General features: G+C 71.8%; 13 protein-coding genes. 8 read left to right on the forward strand and 5 right to left on the reverse strand.

What is annotated here, in order from left to right; translation table 11 throughout:
* The first annotated feature begins 25 nt into the window (after positions 1–25).
* The 4 genes from IE239_RS15210 to yjfF all read left to right on the forward strand — a co-directional run bounded on the left by IE239_RS15210 (position 26) and on the right by yjfF (position 4,950).
* Positions 26–1,033, forward strand: a complete 1,008-nt coding sequence (locus IE239_RS15210) for an ABC transporter substrate-binding protein (RefSeq protein ID WP_190149837.1) — start codon at positions 26–28, stop codon at positions 1,031–1,033.
* 238 nt (positions 1,034–1,271) lie between these two features.
* Positions 1,272–2,804, forward strand: a complete 1,533-nt coding sequence (locus IE239_RS15215; protein WP_190149838.1) for a sugar ABC transporter ATP-binding protein — start codon at positions 1,272–1,274, stop codon at positions 2,802–2,804.
* Positions 2,801–3,922: an ABC transporter permease gene (locus tag IE239_RS15220; RefSeq protein ID WP_190149839.1), complete on the forward strand. Its 1,122-nt coding sequence runs from the start codon at positions 2,801–2,803 to the stop codon at positions 3,920–3,922. The genes IE239_RS15215 and IE239_RS15220 overlap by 4 nt, the downstream gene beginning before the upstream one ends.
* Positions 3,922–4,950 carry a galactofuranose ABC transporter, permease protein YjfF gene (gene yjfF / locus IE239_RS15225; RefSeq protein WP_190149840.1) on the forward strand — a complete coding sequence of 343 codons (1,029 nt, stop codon included), beginning with the start codon at positions 3,922–3,924 and terminating at the stop codon, positions 4,948–4,950. The genes IE239_RS15220 and yjfF overlap by 1 nt, the downstream gene beginning before the upstream one ends.
* 387 nt (positions 4,951–5,337) lie before the next feature.
* Here the strand turns inward: yjfF and IE239_RS15230 are convergent, their stop codons facing one another.
* Positions 5,338–5,823: a MarR family winged helix-turn-helix transcriptional regulator gene (locus tag IE239_RS15230; protein ID WP_190149841.1), complete on the reverse strand. Its 486-nt coding sequence runs from the start codon at positions 5,821–5,823 to the stop codon at positions 5,338–5,340.
* A 99-nt stretch (positions 5,824–5,922) separates the two neighbouring features.
* Here IE239_RS15230 and IE239_RS15235 point away from each other — a divergent pair, with 99 nt between their 5' ends.
* Positions 5,923–6,942, forward strand: coding sequence for an NADP-dependent oxidoreductase (locus IE239_RS15235; protein ID WP_190149842.1), 1,020 nt, complete (start codon positions 5,923–5,925; stop codon positions 6,940–6,942).
* A 75-nt stretch (positions 6,943–7,017) separates the two neighbouring features.
* On the opposite strand, the gene IE239_RS15240 is transcribed toward IE239_RS15235, so the two are convergent.
* Positions 7,018–8,193: a serine hydrolase domain-containing protein gene (locus IE239_RS15240; protein ID WP_190149843.1), complete on the reverse strand. Its 1,176-nt coding sequence runs from the start codon at positions 8,191–8,193 to the stop codon at positions 7,018–7,020.
* A gap of 435 nt (positions 8,194–8,628) precedes the next feature.
* On the opposite strand from IE239_RS15240, the gene IE239_RS15245 reads away from it, so the two are divergent.
* Positions 8,629–9,426 carry an EI24 domain-containing protein gene (locus IE239_RS15245; RefSeq protein WP_190149844.1) on the forward strand — a complete coding sequence of 266 codons (798 nt, stop codon included), beginning with the start codon at positions 8,629–8,631 and terminating at the stop codon, positions 9,424–9,426.
* A gap of 134 nt (positions 9,427–9,560) precedes the next feature.
* On the opposite strand, the gene IE239_RS15250 is transcribed toward IE239_RS15245, so the two are convergent.
* On the reverse strand, positions 9,561–9,782 hold the full coding sequence (locus IE239_RS15250; RefSeq protein ID WP_190149845.1) for a hypothetical protein: 222 nt from the start codon (positions 9,780–9,782) through the stop codon (positions 9,561–9,563).
* Here IE239_RS15250 and IE239_RS15255 point away from each other — a divergent pair.
* Positions 9,769–10,086: a YrdB family protein gene (locus IE239_RS15255; protein WP_190149846.1), complete on the forward strand. Its 318-nt coding sequence runs from the start codon at positions 9,769–9,771 to the stop codon at positions 10,084–10,086. The genes IE239_RS15250 and IE239_RS15255 overlap by 14 nt on opposite strands.
* Before the next feature lie 3 nt (positions 10,087–10,089).
* Here the strand turns inward: IE239_RS15255 and IE239_RS15260 are convergent, their stop codons facing one another.
* Complete coding sequence (locus tag IE239_RS15260; RefSeq protein WP_190149847.1) at positions 10,090–10,671, reverse strand: TetR/AcrR family transcriptional regulator; 582 nt, start codon at positions 10,669–10,671, stop codon at positions 10,090–10,092.
* Between the two features lie 105 nt (positions 10,672–10,776).
* Here IE239_RS15260 and IE239_RS15265 point away from each other — a divergent pair, with 105 nt between their 5' ends.
* Positions 10,777–13,437 carry a beta-glucosidase gene (locus IE239_RS15265; protein WP_229878101.1) on the forward strand — a complete coding sequence of 887 codons (2,661 nt, stop codon included), beginning with the start codon at positions 10,777–10,779 and terminating at the stop codon, positions 13,435–13,437.
* 126 nt (positions 13,438–13,563) lie between these two features.
* Here IE239_RS15265 and IE239_RS15270 read toward each other — a convergent pair whose 3' ends face one another.
* Entirely contained in the window at positions 13,564–14,541 is a 978-nt protein-coding gene (locus IE239_RS15270; protein WP_190149848.1) for an aldose epimerase family protein, read from the reverse strand.
* Positions 14,542–14,547: the final 6 nt, after the last annotated feature.

Below are 14,547 nucleotides of genomic sequence, written 5' to 3' on the forward strand. Positions count from 1 at the left end.
GGCCGGCTCTTCAAAGGAGAAGAACATGCTCAACAGAAGAAACTTCCTCACCGCGGCGGTCGGCGTGGCGGCGGCGGGCGGTCTGGCGGCCTGTGCCAAGAAGGACGACAGCTCCGGCGACTCGGGCTCCTCGGGCGGCAGCAAGACGATCACGCTGGGCTTCTCCCAGGTCGGCTCGGAGAGCGGCTGGCGCAGCGCCAACACCACCTCGGTCAAGGACGCGGCCAAGGAGGCGGGTTACAAGCTGCAGTTCTCCGACGCCCAGCAGAAGCAGGAGAACCAGATCTCCGCGATCCGCAGCTACATCTCGCAGAAGGTCGACGTCATCGCCTTCTCGCCGGTCGTCGTCACCGGCTGGGACGCGGTCCTCAAGGAGGCCAAGGCCGCGAAGATCCCGGTCGTCCTCACCGACCGCTCGGTGGAGACCTCCGACGACTCCCTGTACGTCACGCTGGTCGGCTCCGACTTCACCGACGAGGGCCGCCGCGCCGGCAAGATCCTGGAGAAGGTGCTCGAGAAGGCCGGCCACAAGGGCCCGGTGAAGATCGCCCAGCTGGAGGGCACCACCGGCGCCGCCCCGGCGATCGAGCGCGCCAAGGGCTTCAAGGAGGTCATGGACGCCGACCACAAGGCCGACTGGAAGATCGTCGTCAGCCAGACCGGTGACTTCACCCGCGCCGGCGGCAAGCAGGTCATGGCGGCCTTCCTGCAGTCCAACCCGGACATCAACGTCCTGTTCGCGCACAACGACGACATGGCCATCGGCGCCATCCAGTCCATCGAGGCGGCCGGCAAGAAGCCCGGCAAGGACATCCTGATCGTCTCGATCGACGGCGTGAAGGACGGCTTCGTGGCCATGTCCGAGGGCAAGATCAACGCCATCGTCGAGTGCAACCCGCTCCTCGGCCCGCAGTTGATGGACACCGTGAAGAAGGTCAAGGCCGGCGAGACGGTCGAGCGCTGGATCAAGACCAAGGAGGGCGACTTCATGCAGGACCAGGCCAAGGCCGCGCTCCCGAGCCGCAAGTACTGACCGACGCGACCCACCGGCAGGAAGCCTCCGGCCGACCGATGTCCCGGTCGGCCGGGCCCGGCGGACCCCGGCAGCCCGATCCCAGAAGGAGCGCTGCCGTGACGGAAGCCCCGGGTCCGGGGCTTCCGGCCCGAACGCTGCGGTCCAGCCCCGACCCGGCCCGTCGCGGGACGTGGTCAGGGCGGTACGGAATGAATTCCCCACCGGGCGAAAGCCGGTGATCCTCATGAGGAGAGGTATGGCAGAGCCGCGGCCCGTCCTGGAAATGGCGGGCATAGTCAAGGAGTTCCCGGGGGTACGGGCTCTGTCGGACGTCGACTTCCGGCTCTTCCCCGGCGAGATCCACGCCCTGATGGGCGAGAACGGGGCGGGCAAGTCCACCCTCATCAAGGTGCTCACCGGCGTCTACACCCTGGACGGCGGCACGATCACCTTGGACGGCCGGTCCGTGCGGATCGCCAGCCCGCTGCAGGCCCAGCAGGCCGGCATCAGCACGGTCTACCAGGAGGTCAACCTCTGCCCGAACCTGTCGGTGGCGGAGAACATCTTCATCGGGCGTGAGCCGACCCGCCTGGGCCGCATCCAGTGGAAGAGGCTGCGCCGCGAGGCGGCGGAGCTGGTGGACCGGCTCGGACTGGACATCGACGTCGGCGCGCCGCTGTCCTCCTACCCGCTGGCCGTCCAGCAACTGGTCGCCATCGTGCGCTCGTTGAACACCGGCGGCGGCGAGGGACCGGGCACCAAGGTGCTGATCCTCGACGAGCCGACCTCCAGCCTCGACCGGGACGAGGTCCTCCAACTGTTCTCCCTGATGCGGCGGTTGAAGGACGAGGGCGTCGCGATCCTGTTCGTCTCGCACTTCCTCGACCAGATCTACGAGGTCTGCGACCGGATGACCGTACTGCGCAACGGCACCCTGGTCGGCGAGCACATGGTGAGCGACCTCGACCAGGTCGGCCTCGTCCAGCTCATGCTCGGCAAGGCCATGGGCCAGCTGGACGAGCTCCACGAACACCAGCTGCGCTCCGACGCGGGCGACACCCTCGTCCAGGCCGAGGGCCTCGGCAGGACGGGCGGCATCGCGCCGTTCGACCTGGAGATCAAGGAGGGCGAGGTGATCGGGCTCGCCGGCCTGCTCGGATCGGGCCGCACCGAACTCGCCCGGCTGCTCTTCGGCGCCGACCAGCCGGACACCGGCAAGGTGACGATCGACGGCCGGCCGGTCTCCATGAGCGCCCCCAACGACGCCATCGGCGCGGGCGTCGCGTTCTGCTCCGAGAACCGCAAGAGCGAGGGCCTGGTGCCCGACCTCACGGTGCGGGAGAACATCATCCTGGCCCTGCAGGCCTCGCGCGGCTGGACCCGGCCCATCCCGGTCGCCCAGCGCGACGAGCTCGTCGCCAAGTACATCAAGGCGCTCGACATCCGCCCGGCCAACCCCGAGGCCAGGGTGGGCCAGCTCAGCGGCGGCAACCAGCAGAAGGTGCTGCTGGCCCGCTGGCTGATCACCCAGCCGAAGCTGCTGATCCTCGACGAGCCGACGCGCGGCATCGACATCGGCGCCAAGGCGGAGATCCAGAAGCTCGTCGTCTCGCTCTCCGAGGAGGGCATGTCCGTGCTGTACATCGCGGCCGAACTGGAGGAGGTGCTCCGGCTCAGCCACACCATCGGAGTGCTGCGCGACCGCCGGCTGGTGGCGCAGATCGCCAACGGGCCCGAGATCACCCCGAGCCGGATCCTGGAGACCATCGCGAGCGGAGAGCACCAGTGACCACGTCCTCGACCACCCCTTCCCGGTGGCGGGCGCTGACCCGCCACCACCTGTTCTGGCCGGTGGCGGTGCTCATCCTGCTGCTCCTCGTCAACGTCCCCTTCACGCCCGACTTCTTCTCGGTGCGGATGGCGGACGGCCACCTCTACGGCAGCCTCGTCTCGATCGTGCTGTTCGGCTCGCCCCTCATCCTGGTGGCGGTCGGCATGACCCTGGTCATCGCCACCGGCGGCATCGACCTCTCCGTCGGCGCCGTCGTCGCCATCACCGGCGCGCTGGCCTGCTCGTACATCAGCGACCAGAACGATCAGGGCGCGCTGTCCGGAGTGCTGCTCGCGATGGGCCTCGGTCTGCTGGCCGCGGTCGTCTGCGGGCTGTGGAACGGCTTCCTGGTGGCCCGCATGGGCATCCAGCCGATCATCGCGACCCTGATCATCATGGTCGCCGGCCGCGGCGTCGCCCAGCTGATCACCGACGGCCAGATCATCACCATCAACAGCGAGCCGTACAAGCTGATCGGCGGCGGCTACTGGCTGACCCTGCCGTTCTCCATCTTCGTGGTGGCCGCCGTGGTGGCCGTCACCGTGGCGCTGACCCGGCGCACGGCGCTCGGCCTGCTGGTCGAGGCGGTCGGCGGCAACGCCGAGGCCAGCCGGCTGGTCGGCATCAGGTCCCGGCGCATCAAGATCATGGTCTACATGTTCTGCGCCCTGTGCGCGGGCATCGCCGGACTGATGATCAGCTCCAACACCTCGGCCGCCGACGGCAACAACGCCGGTCTGTGGATCGAACTCGACGCGATCCTCGCCGTGGTGATCGGCGGCACCTCGCTGCTGGGCGGCCGGTTCTCCATCGGCGGCACGGTGGTGGGCGCCCTCGTCATCCAGACCCTGACCACCACGATCTACACCATCGGCGTCCCGACCCAGACCAACCTGGTCTTCAAGGCCGCCGTAGTCATCGTCGTCTGCCTGCTGCAGTCCCCGAAGTTCCGCGCCAAGGTCTTCGGTGCGAAGTTCGCCGCCCGGTTCGCGGCGAAGGGCGGCGCCAAGCCGGCCGCGGCCGCGGCCGACCCCGCCGCGGCGACCGAGGCCGCTCCCAAGATGGAGGTGTCGTGATGAGCGCGACCACCCAGAGCCCCACGGCCTCCGACAGCCGTACCCCGTCCCCGTCCAGGGCCGCCCGTCTGCTCGGCGACCGGCGGCTGCCCGTCGCGGTGACGGCCCTGCTCTTCCTGCTGATGTACGGCGGGGGCCTGGCCCGGTACCAGTACTACGGCTTCGCCGAACCGCAGGTCTTCCTGAACCTGTTCATCGACAACGGATATCTGCTGGTCGCCGCGGTCGGCGTCACCTTCGTCATCCTGTCCGGCGGCATCGACCTCTCCGTCGGCTCGATGATCGGCTTCACGACGATGTTCACGGCCTGGCTGGTGGAGCGCCAGGGCCTGCCCCTCCTCGTCGTGGTCCCCATGGCGCTGGCCGTGGGCGCCCTCGGCGGCTTCCTGATGGGCTACGTGATCCACAACTTTGAGATCCAGCCCTTCATCGTGACCCTCGCCGGCCTCTTCCTCTTCCGCGGTCTGTGCCTGGTCATCAGCAAGGAGTCGATCTCCATCAGCGACTCCACGGTGAGCAGCCTGGCCCAGGCGCAGGCCTCGCTGGGGGCGGGCTTCCTGTCGATCGGCGCGATCGTCTCCCTCGTCGTCCTCGCCGTGGCGTTCTACGTCCTGCACTACACCCGCTTCGGCCGCCGGGTGTACGCCATCGGCGGCAACGAGCAGTCGGCCATGCTGATGGGTCTCCCGCAGGGCGGCACCAAGATCGCCGTGTACACGGTGAGCGGATTCTGCTCGGCGCTCGCCGGTCTCCTCTTCACGCTCTACATCCAGTCCGGCGACCCGCTGCACGCGACCGGCATGGAACTCGACGCGATCGCCGCGGTCGTCATCGGCGGCACGCTGCTGACGGGCGGCTCCGGCTACGTGCTCGGCACCCTGTTCGGCGTCCTCGTGCTGGGTCTGATCAAGAGCATCATCCAGTTCGAGGGCACGCTCAGCTCCTGGTGGACGAAGATCGCCACCGGTGTGCTGCTGTGCACGTTCATCCTGGTCCAGCGCTTCATGACGACCCGCAAGAAGGCCTGAGCCCTCACCGCGGAAGCACCGCGGGAAGCGCTGCCGGAAGGACTGCCCGAAGAACTGCAGGACTGCCGGCGGCAGGAAGGACGGGAAGAGGGCAGGAGGAAGCAGGGAAGAGGCGTGATCGGTGGCCGCCCTCGCCGGGATTCTCGTCCTGGCCTCGGCGGCCGCGCCCGCGTCCGCGTCCGGTGGGCGGTGCCCGGTGGCCCGCTCCGGGTACGCGCCGTCGCCGTCGCGGCCTTCGCCGCGGGCGGACCCGTCCGCCGGGCGCACGGCGCCGGCCACGGAAGCCGACAGCAGGTTTCGGCCGCCTGAGCGCCACGCCCGACCCGCGACGCCCGACTCGGACGCGCCCCACCCGTCCGGTCAGTCCGGGCGGTCAGGCCCGTCCGGTCAGGTCCGGTCGCCGTCGGTCGTGAGCATGCGGTGCAGCAGTCCCCGCAGCGCCAGTCGCTCCTCCTCGGCCAGCCCCGCCAGCGGCTCGCGGGCGAACCGCAGCGACTCGCGCAGCCCTCGGGCGATCTGCCGACCCTCGTCCGTGGCCGCCGCCAGCTTCACCCGACGGTCGGCCGGGTCGGGGCGCCGCTCCACCAGGCCGCGCGACTCCAGCCGGTCGACGATGCCCGTCACGTTCGACGGCTCGCACTTCAGCTTCTGCGCCAGCCTGCGCATCGGCAGCGGCTCCAGCGAGAGCAGGCTCAGCAGCCGGGCCTGCGCGCCGGTGAGCGAGTGGCCGGCGGCGGCGTCCTCGTAATCCTCGTAGAAACGGGCCACGACCTCGCCGATCAGCTCGACGACCTCGAGGGTCAGGGCGTCGGGGAGCGTGGTCGGACCGGTCGGCCGTGAGGCCGCGCGCGGGATCGGATGTGAGGTGGGCATGGATCCAGGGTACCCGTTTACTTGACATACTGAAATATCCAGGCGCATGGTTGTTTCAGGTAGTGAAGCATTTCGAGCGTGTGAAAGGCAGCCCCTCCCATGACTGACTCGGCCCTCCCCACCACCAGCCGCGAATGGCGTCTGCTCAGCCGCCCCGTCGGCTGGCCGAAGCCCGAGGACTTCGAGCTCGCCGAGGCGGAGATCCGCCGCCCGGGCCCGGGTGAGGTGCTGGTGCGCAACGCGTACGTCTCCGTCGACCCCTACATGCGGGGCCGCATGAGCAGCGCCAAGTCCTACGTCGCCCCCTTCGAGCTGGGCAAGGCCATGCAGGGCGGAGCGGTCGGCGAGGTCGTCGCGTCCGAGGCCGAGGGAATCTCGGCCGGCGACCACGTCCTGCACTTCGGCGGCTGGCGCGAGTACGCCACCTTCGACGCGGGGCAGGCCGTCAAGGTGGACCCCGAGGCCGCGCCGCTCTCCACCTATCTCGGCGTCCTCGGCATGACCGGCCTCACCGCCTACGCGGGTCTCCTGCGCACGGCCGCCTTCAAGGAGGGCGACTCCGTCTTCGTGTCGGGCGCGGCCGGCGCCGTCGGCAGCCAGGTCGGCCAGATCGCCAGGCTCAAGGGCGCCTCCCGGGTCATCGGCTCGGCCGGCTCCGACGACAAGGTCAAGCTCCTCGTCGAGGAGTACGGCTTCGACGCGGCCTTCAACTACAAGAACGGCCCCGTGGCCGAGCAGCTGCGCGCGGCGGCCCCCGACGGCATCGACGTCTACTTCGACAACGTCGGCGGCGACCACCTGGAGGCCGCGATCGGCTCTCTCAACATGAAGGGCCGGATCGCGGTCTGCGGCATGATCTCGGTTTACAACAACACCGAGCCCGCCCCCGGTCCGAAGAACCTCGCCCGCATCATCCAGACCCGCGGCCGCATCGAGGGTCTCCTGGTCGGCGACCACTACGACCTTCAGCCGCAGTTCGTCCAGGAGGTCGGCGCCTGGGTGCGCTCCGGTGAGCTCAAGTACCGCGAGACGGTCGTCGAGGGCATCGAGAACAACCTGGAGGCGTTCCTCGGGGTCCTGCGCGGCGACAACACCGGAAAGATGATCGTCAAGCTCTGACCGCCGGACCTCGCCGAAGGCCGCACCCGGAAACGTCCCGCCGACGGTTTCCATAGGTGCGGCCTTCGCCGTCCGTCAGCCGGCGGCCAGCGCCGCGCGGTGCACGGCCCCCGCCAGTCGGTCGTTCTCCGGGGCCGCCCCGCCCGGGAAGGCGCAACGGCGCCGCGTGTAGCCGTAGGCCAGCCCGCTGCGCGGGTCGGCGAAGGCCTGGCAGCCGCCCGCCCCGCTGTGCCCGAACGCCCCGGCGCCCAGGAACGGGTGCCAGGTGTCCGCGGTGGCCTGGAAGCCCAGTCCGTACGACCGGTGCGACCGTGCCACCACGTCGTAGCCCACCGAGTGCAGTTGCCCGAACTCCGCGGCCGTGTCCTCCTTCAGCAGCGGCGCCTTCCCGTCGGTCTCGCTGATCGCCGCCGCGTACAGCCCGGCCAGCCCGCGGGCCGAGGCGACCCCGCCCACGGAGGCCGGTCCCTTGGCCCGGATCAGCGGGTCGTTCGGCAGGAGTTCCAGGTCGGTCGGCTCGGCGGTGTGGCGGTTGAAGGCCACGGCGGCCAGGGTGTGCGGCCCGCCCGGCAGGGAGTCCAGCAGCGCCCGCTGCTCGGCCGTCGGGGCCATCCGCTGCGCGGTGCGGAAGCGCGGCTCGTGCGGCGCCGGCAGCCCCAGGAAGAAGTCCAGCCCGCAGGGGAGCCGCACCCGCTCCTCGTAGACCTCCTGGAGCGTGCGGCCCGTGGCCCGCCGTACCACCTCACCGGTGAGCGCCCCGATCACCAGCGCGTGGTAGCCGAACGCGCTGCCCGGCCGCCAGAACGGCCGTTGGTCGGCGAGGCGTTCGGCGAGCTGCCGGTCGTCGGCCAGCTCCTGCGGAGAGAACCCGCCGTCCGTGCCGACCACGCCGGCCCGGTGGGCCAGCAGCTCCCGCAGGGTCAGCGCGCCCTTGCCCTCGGCGGCGAACTCCGGCCAGTAGTAGGTCACCTTGCGGTCCAGTTCCAGCGTGCCCTCCTGGACGAGGAGCGCGACCACGAGATGTGCGGCGCCCTTGGTCGAGGAGTACACGCCGTAGAGGGAGTCGGGGCCGGCGCCTTCGCCGGGCGCCCACAGGTCGACGACCCGCCTGCCGTGCACATAAGCGCACAACTGGCCCTCGTAGTCGGGCTGTTCCTCCGCCGCGAACGCGGCGAACTCCTCCCTTACCGCCTCGTATCCATCGGCGACCGTGCCGTGGATCTCCTGCGTCGTCCGAGCCGAACGAGTCATCCGCTCTCCTCAACCAGCCCGCTGCCTGCGTGTGCCATGGTGATCAACGCCTGACCGATCTGCGCCGGGGCCCCGGCGTGTGGACGAAACCGCGATCCGCGCCGCCGGTCGTGCGCGGGTGTACGACCGGCGGCGGCGCGGGCGGTGATCAGAACAGGTCGGGCCGGGCAGGCGCCCGATGTGCGCACGTCTGCCTCCTGGACTTGTCTGGATCGTTGCTTCCGGAGATCGGTACGGCGAGGTGTGCCTGTTCGACTCAACTGCGAGAAGAGCGCGTCGGTGTCATCGATGCCCCGGATGGCCTACGGGGCCGCCGACTGCGACTGCGACTGCGACTGCGACTGCGACTGCGGCTGTGGCTGTGGCGGTCGTGGCGGTGGCGGGGCCCGCACGGGGCGGCGGCCGTGAAGTGTGCACGACCGATAGAGTTCGGCCATGCGCGATCTCGGGGTGGGGTTCAAGTACCTCCTGAAGGGCCAGCGATGGGTGGCCCGGCACGGCAGGCAGTACGGGTTCGGGCTCGTTCCCGGGCTGCTCACGTTCGTCCTCTACGCGGCGGCCCTGGTGGCGCTCGCGGTGTGGGGCGAGGACTTCGTGGGATGGGCGACGCCGTTCGCCGACGACTGGTCGAGCCCCTGGCTCGGCCTCTTCCGCGGCTTCCTCACCGCCGTGCTGTTCGCCCTCGGCCTCCTGCTCGCCGTGCTCACCTTCACCGCGGTCACCCTGCTCATCGGGCAGCCCTTCTACGAGAACCTCTCCGAGAAGGTCGACCGGGACGTCTCGCCCGACGGCACGGCCCCCGAGTCGGGGCTGCCGCTCTGGCGCGAGTTGTGGGTCTCCGCCCGCGACAGCCTGCGCGTCCTCCTGCGCGCCCTGGTCTGGGCGGTGCTGCTGTTCGCCCTCGGGTTCATCCCGGTCGTCGGCCAGACGGTCGTCCCGGTGATCGGCTTCTTCGTCACCGGCTTCTTCCTCACCGAGGAGCTCGTCGCCGTCGCCCTCCAGCGCCGCGACGTCGACCTGCGCGCCCGGCTCGCCCTGCTGCGCGGCCGCCGGTTGCTGGTGTGGGGCTTCGGCACCCCCCTGGGCCTGGCCTTCCTGGTGCCCTTCGTCGCGGTGTTCCTGATGCCCGGCGCAGTCGCGGGCGCCACCCTGCTGGCCCGTGAGCTCCTCGGCGAGGAGATCTCCGAGGGCGACGCGGCCGAGGAGGCGCAGGAGAAGAACGCAGTCTCCTGACGGAGGCCGGAGGCCGGATGCCGGAGGTCCGCGGCCGGCGGCGGGCAGACGGGAAGGGCTCGACGGGGCCGCGGGCCCGGTCCTCGCGGACCGGCGTCGGCACCGCGCCCGCTCCGTCGCCCCCGGCGCCGCCGTCAGGACGTCGGGATCGCCCGCACCCGGGCGACGACGCCCGGCCGGTCGCGCACGGACCGCGGACCGGTCGCCCTGCCGGTCGCCGGGCCCGCGTCGACGGCCGTGAACTGCCTTACCTGTGTGTGCACATGGCCGTCCGGCAGGCTGTCGTGCAGCGCCGGCCGACCGGGTGGCCGCGCTGCCGGCAGCAGGGCGATACTGCCGCGTATGAAGGCAGCCAACCTGGGCGTTCTCTTCCTGATCGAGCTGGTCGCCGTCGCCGCGGCCGCCTGGTGGGGCGCGTCGACCTCGTGGCCCTGGCTGTTCGGACCGGCAGCCCCGGCCGTGCTGATCGCGGCCTGGGCGCTGTTCGGCTCGCCGCGCGCCCGGTTCAGGACGCGGGGCGCGGGCCGGGCCGGCTTCGAACTGGCCTGGTTCGGGGCGGGAGTCTGCGCGCTGTACGCGGCCGGTGCGCACGGCTGGGCGCTCGCCTTCGCGCTCGTGTGCGCGGTGAGCAAGGGGCTGGCGCTCAGGTGGCGCCAGTGACCCTCAGCCGGCCGGTTCGCCCAGCAGCCGCAGGAAGTCCCGGAACGCCCCGGGCATGTCCACCGACTCGGGGTCGAGCAGCCACTGGTACTGCAGTCCGTCCATCACCGCGACCAGCAGCGGGGCCGTGCGTTCCGGAGTGAGGCCGTTGGGCAGCCGGTCGCCGTACTCGGCGCGCAGCGCGGCCGCCATGCTCGCCCGCACCCGTGTGTACCGCTCGGTGAAGTACTCCCGGGCGGGGTGCCCCTCCGTGACGCTCTCGCCGAGCAGCGCCGAGAACGTCTGGACGACGCCGGGCCGCATCGCGTTGTACTCGACGAGCGAGGCCAGCAGGTCGACGCGCCACCGGGTGTCGGGCAGGGCGTCCCACTGGTCGCGTTCCCGGAGCACCGCCACCAGCAGCGCGTCCTTCGTCGGGAAGTGGTGCAGCAGCCCCTGCTGGGTCAGGCCGACCCGCTCGGCCACCGCCGCCATGCTCGCCCCGCGGTAGCCGCGCTCGGCGATCACCGCCAGGGCCGCCCGCACGATCTCGGCCCGCCGCTCCTCGGTTCTGGCCCTGGCAGTCATGCCGTCACGGTACGCCATACCCCCCTCTGGGTATAACGACAGGGTAACGAAACCTACCGTTCAACAGGTGGCCGTGCACGATGGAGGCACGGTACGTGCAGACGCTCGACGAGGAGGCACCGCATGGCGGGAACCGAGGCGGCAACGCAGACGGCGACCGGAACGGAGACGGCGGCCGGGACGGAGGCCTCGACAGGGACCGGGACGACCACGGCGACCGGAACGGAGACGGCGGCCGGGACGGAGGCCTCGACAGGGACCGGGACGACCACGGCGACCGGGACGACCACGGCGACCGGGACGACCACGGCGACCGGGACGATCACGGCGACCGGGACCGCCGTCGAGCGGGCCGTCGAGCGGGCCCTCGCCAGGCTCGGCCTGGACGCCAAGACCCGGCTGCTGGCCGGTCAGGACGCCTGGTCGCTGCCCGCGTTGCCGGAGATCGGCCTGCGGTCGCTCGTGATGTCCGACGGCCCGGTCGGCGTGCGCGGCGTGCGCTGGACGGCCGACGACCCCTCCGTCGCACTGCCCTCGCCGACCGCGCTCGCCGCCGCCTGGGACCCCGGCCTCGCCCGCCGCGCCGGTGCGCTCCTGGCCCAGGAGGCCCGGCGCAAGGGCGTCCACGTGCTGCTCGCCCCCACGGTCAACCTGCACCGGTCGCCCCTCGGCGGACGGCACTTCGAGGCCTACAGCGAGGACCCGTACCTGACGGGCGTGATCGGCGCGGCCTATGTGAACGGCGTCCAGTCCGGCGGCGTCGGCACCACCGTCAAGCACTTCGTGGCCAACGACGCCGAGACCGACCGCTTCACCGTGGACAACCTGGTCGGCGAACGCGCCCTGCGCGAGCTGTACCTGGCACCCTTCGAGGCCATCGTCGCCGAGGCGCGCCCCTGGGGCGTCATGACCGCCTACAACACGGTCAACGGCACGACGATGACCGAGCACCACCAGCTCGTGAACGAGGTCCTGCGCGGCGAGTGGGGCTTCGACGGCTTCAACGTCTCCGACTGGACGGCCGCCCGCGACACCGTCGGCGCCCTCCGGGGCGGTCTCGACGTGGCCATGCCCGGCCCGCAGACCGTCTACGGCGAGGCCCTCGCCGCCGCGGTGCGCGAGGAACGCCTCGCCGAGTCCGAGGTCGACGAGGCGGTCCGCCGCGTCCTGCGCCTGGCCGCCCGCGTCGGCGTCCTCGCGGGCGTCGAACCGGCCGTCACCGAGCCGCCCGCCCCGGTCGACGGCGAGGCCCTGGCCCGCGAACTGGCCCGCCGCTCCTTCGTCCTGCTCCGCAACGAGGGCGACGCGCTGCCGCTCCGGCCGGGCGCGGTCGCCCTCAGCGGCGCGGCCGCCCGCGACGCCCGCATCCTCGGCGGCGGCTCCGCGACGGTCTTCCCCGCCCACACCGTCTCCCCGCTCGACGGCCTGACCGCCGCCCTCCCCGAGGGCGCTCTGCACTACGCCGTCGGCGCCGACCCCGCCACCGAACTCTCCGTCGCCGAGAAGGGTTTCGTGCTCCGGGCGGTCTGCCGCGACGCCGCCGGCAACGTCATCGGCACCCGCTCCGCGCCGAACGGCCAGATCCAGTGGATGGGCTCGGACCTCCCCGAGGGCGTCACCCTCCCCGACGCCGCGCCCCGCTCGAGCGGGGAGCCCCCCGCCGGCCTCCACACCGTCGAGCTGACCGGGACCTTCACCCCGCGGGTGAGCGGCCGGCACACCTTCGGCACCAAGGGCATCGGCGCGTTCACCCTCGCCGTCGCCGGGACGACGTACTACGACGACGTCCGACTCCCCGACGGCGACCCCTTCGAGGCGTTCTTCGGCTCCCCCGAGCCCCGCGCCCGGGTGGAGCTGACCGCCGGCGAACCGGTCGAGGTCTCCCTCACCCAGGTCTTCGCGCTTCCCGAGGGCGTCCCCTTCAAGGCCGTCAGCTTCGCGCTGTGCCACCAGGAGCCGGTGCGCGACCCCGACGAGCTGATCGCCGAGGCGGTCGAGGCGGCGCGGGCCGCCGACACGGCCGTCGTCGTGGTCGCCACCACCGAACGCGTGGAGTCCGAGGGCTACGACCGCAAGGACCTCCGCCTCCCCGGCCGCCAGGACGACCTCGTGCGCGCGGTCGCCGCCGCCAACCCGAACACCGTCGTCGTCGTCAACGCCGGCTCCCCGGTGGAACTGCCCTGGCGGGAGGAGGTCGCGGCCGTCCTGCTCAGCTGGTTCCCCGGCCAGGAGGGCGGCGCGGCGCTGGCGGACGTCCTCACGGGCGCCCACGAGCCCGGCGGCCGCCTGCCCACCACCTGGGGCTCCCTCGCCGACGCCCCCGTCACCGAGGTCGTCCCCACCGACGGCGCGCTCTCCTACCGCGAGGGCGTCTTCATCGGCTACCGAGCCTGGGAGAAGGAGAACCGCACCCCGGCCTATCCCTTCGGCCACGGCCTCGGGTACACCGACTGGACGTACGAGTCCGCCGACGTCACGGGTTCCACGGTCCGGGTGCGGATCCGCAACAGCGGCGAGCGGGCCGGCCGGGAGGTCGTCCAGGTCTACCTGTCTCCCACCGGCACAGCGCCGGCGCCCGAGCGCCCCGTCCGATGGCTGGCCGGCTTCGCGGCCGTGGAGGCGGGACCGGGGGAGAGCGCCGAGGTCGCCGTGGACCTCCCCGACCGCGCCTTCGAGGTGTGGGACGAGACGGACCACCGGTGGTCCTTTGTGAAAGGTTCGTACGAAATCCAGGTGGGCCGCTCGATCGCCGACCGCCGGATCACCGCGACGATTACCGTTTGACCCGGCACGGCCGCCCGACGGGGCGCGCCGGCGCCCCGTGAACAGCCCCGGCCCGGGACCTGACCCCCGGGTCGGGGCAACATCTCCCCGCAGCCCGCAGCCCGCAGCCCGCAGCCCGGCGGATCTCTAGCGGACCGAGAAGGCGTACACCGTCTCCGACCGGTAGACCTCGCCCGGTCGAAGCACCGTGCTCGGGAACTCCGGCCGGTTCGGCGAGTCCGGGAAGTGCTGGGTCTCCAGCGCCACGCCCTGGCCGGGCACGAACGGCTCGCCCAGATGGTCGGCGGTGTACAGCTGGAGCCCCGGTTCGGTCGTCGACACCGTCAGCACCCGCCCGGACGCGGGATCGTGCAGCTCGGCGACCTCGGCCGGCACGTCCGTGACGCCCTTGTCGAGGACGAAGTTGTGGTCGTAGCCGGCGCCGATCTTGCGGGCCGCACGGAAGTCGAATCGGCTGCCGGCCACCTGTGCGAGCTCGCCCGTCGGGATCAGGTCCGCGTCCACCGGCGTGTACCGGGAGGCGGCCAGCCGCAGTTCGTGGTCGGCCGCACCGCCGCTGCCCGGCCCGCCCAGGGCGAAGTAGCCGTGATGGGTCAGGTTCACCACCGTGGGCGCGTCGGTGACGGCCCGGTAGGCGAACCGCAGCGCCCCCGACGCGTCCAGGGTGTACGTGGCCGAGACCTCCAGCCGCCCCGGGAAGCCCTCCTCGCCGTGTGCGCCGACCCGGCTGAGCCGCAGCCCGTGCTCGACCGGCTCCACCTCCCACACCCGCTTGTCGAACCCGCCCGGCCCGCCGTGCAGCGAGTTGGGCCCGGCGTTGGGCTCCAGCGCGTAGGTGACCCCGTCCAGCGGGAAGCGGGCGTGCGCGATCCGGTTCGCGTAGCGCCCGACCAGCGCGCCGAGATAGGGCTCCGGATGGGCGAGATAACCGTCCAGATCCGCGAAACCGAGCACCACGTCCGCCGTGTGTCCGTCCCGGTCGGGGACCTCGACGGACTGCACGATCCCGCCGTACGACAGAACTCGCACCCGCGTGCCCGCCCGCTCCAGGGTCCAGCGGTGCACGGGGGTGCCGTCGGAAAGTGTTCCGAAGTGTTCGCTCATGAGCGA

Origin of the sequence: Streptomyces humidus (assembly GCF_014649655.1) — a bacterium.
GTDB classification, from domain to species: domain Bacteria; phylum Actinomycetota; class Actinomycetes; order Streptomycetales; family Streptomycetaceae; genus Streptomyces; species Streptomyces humidus.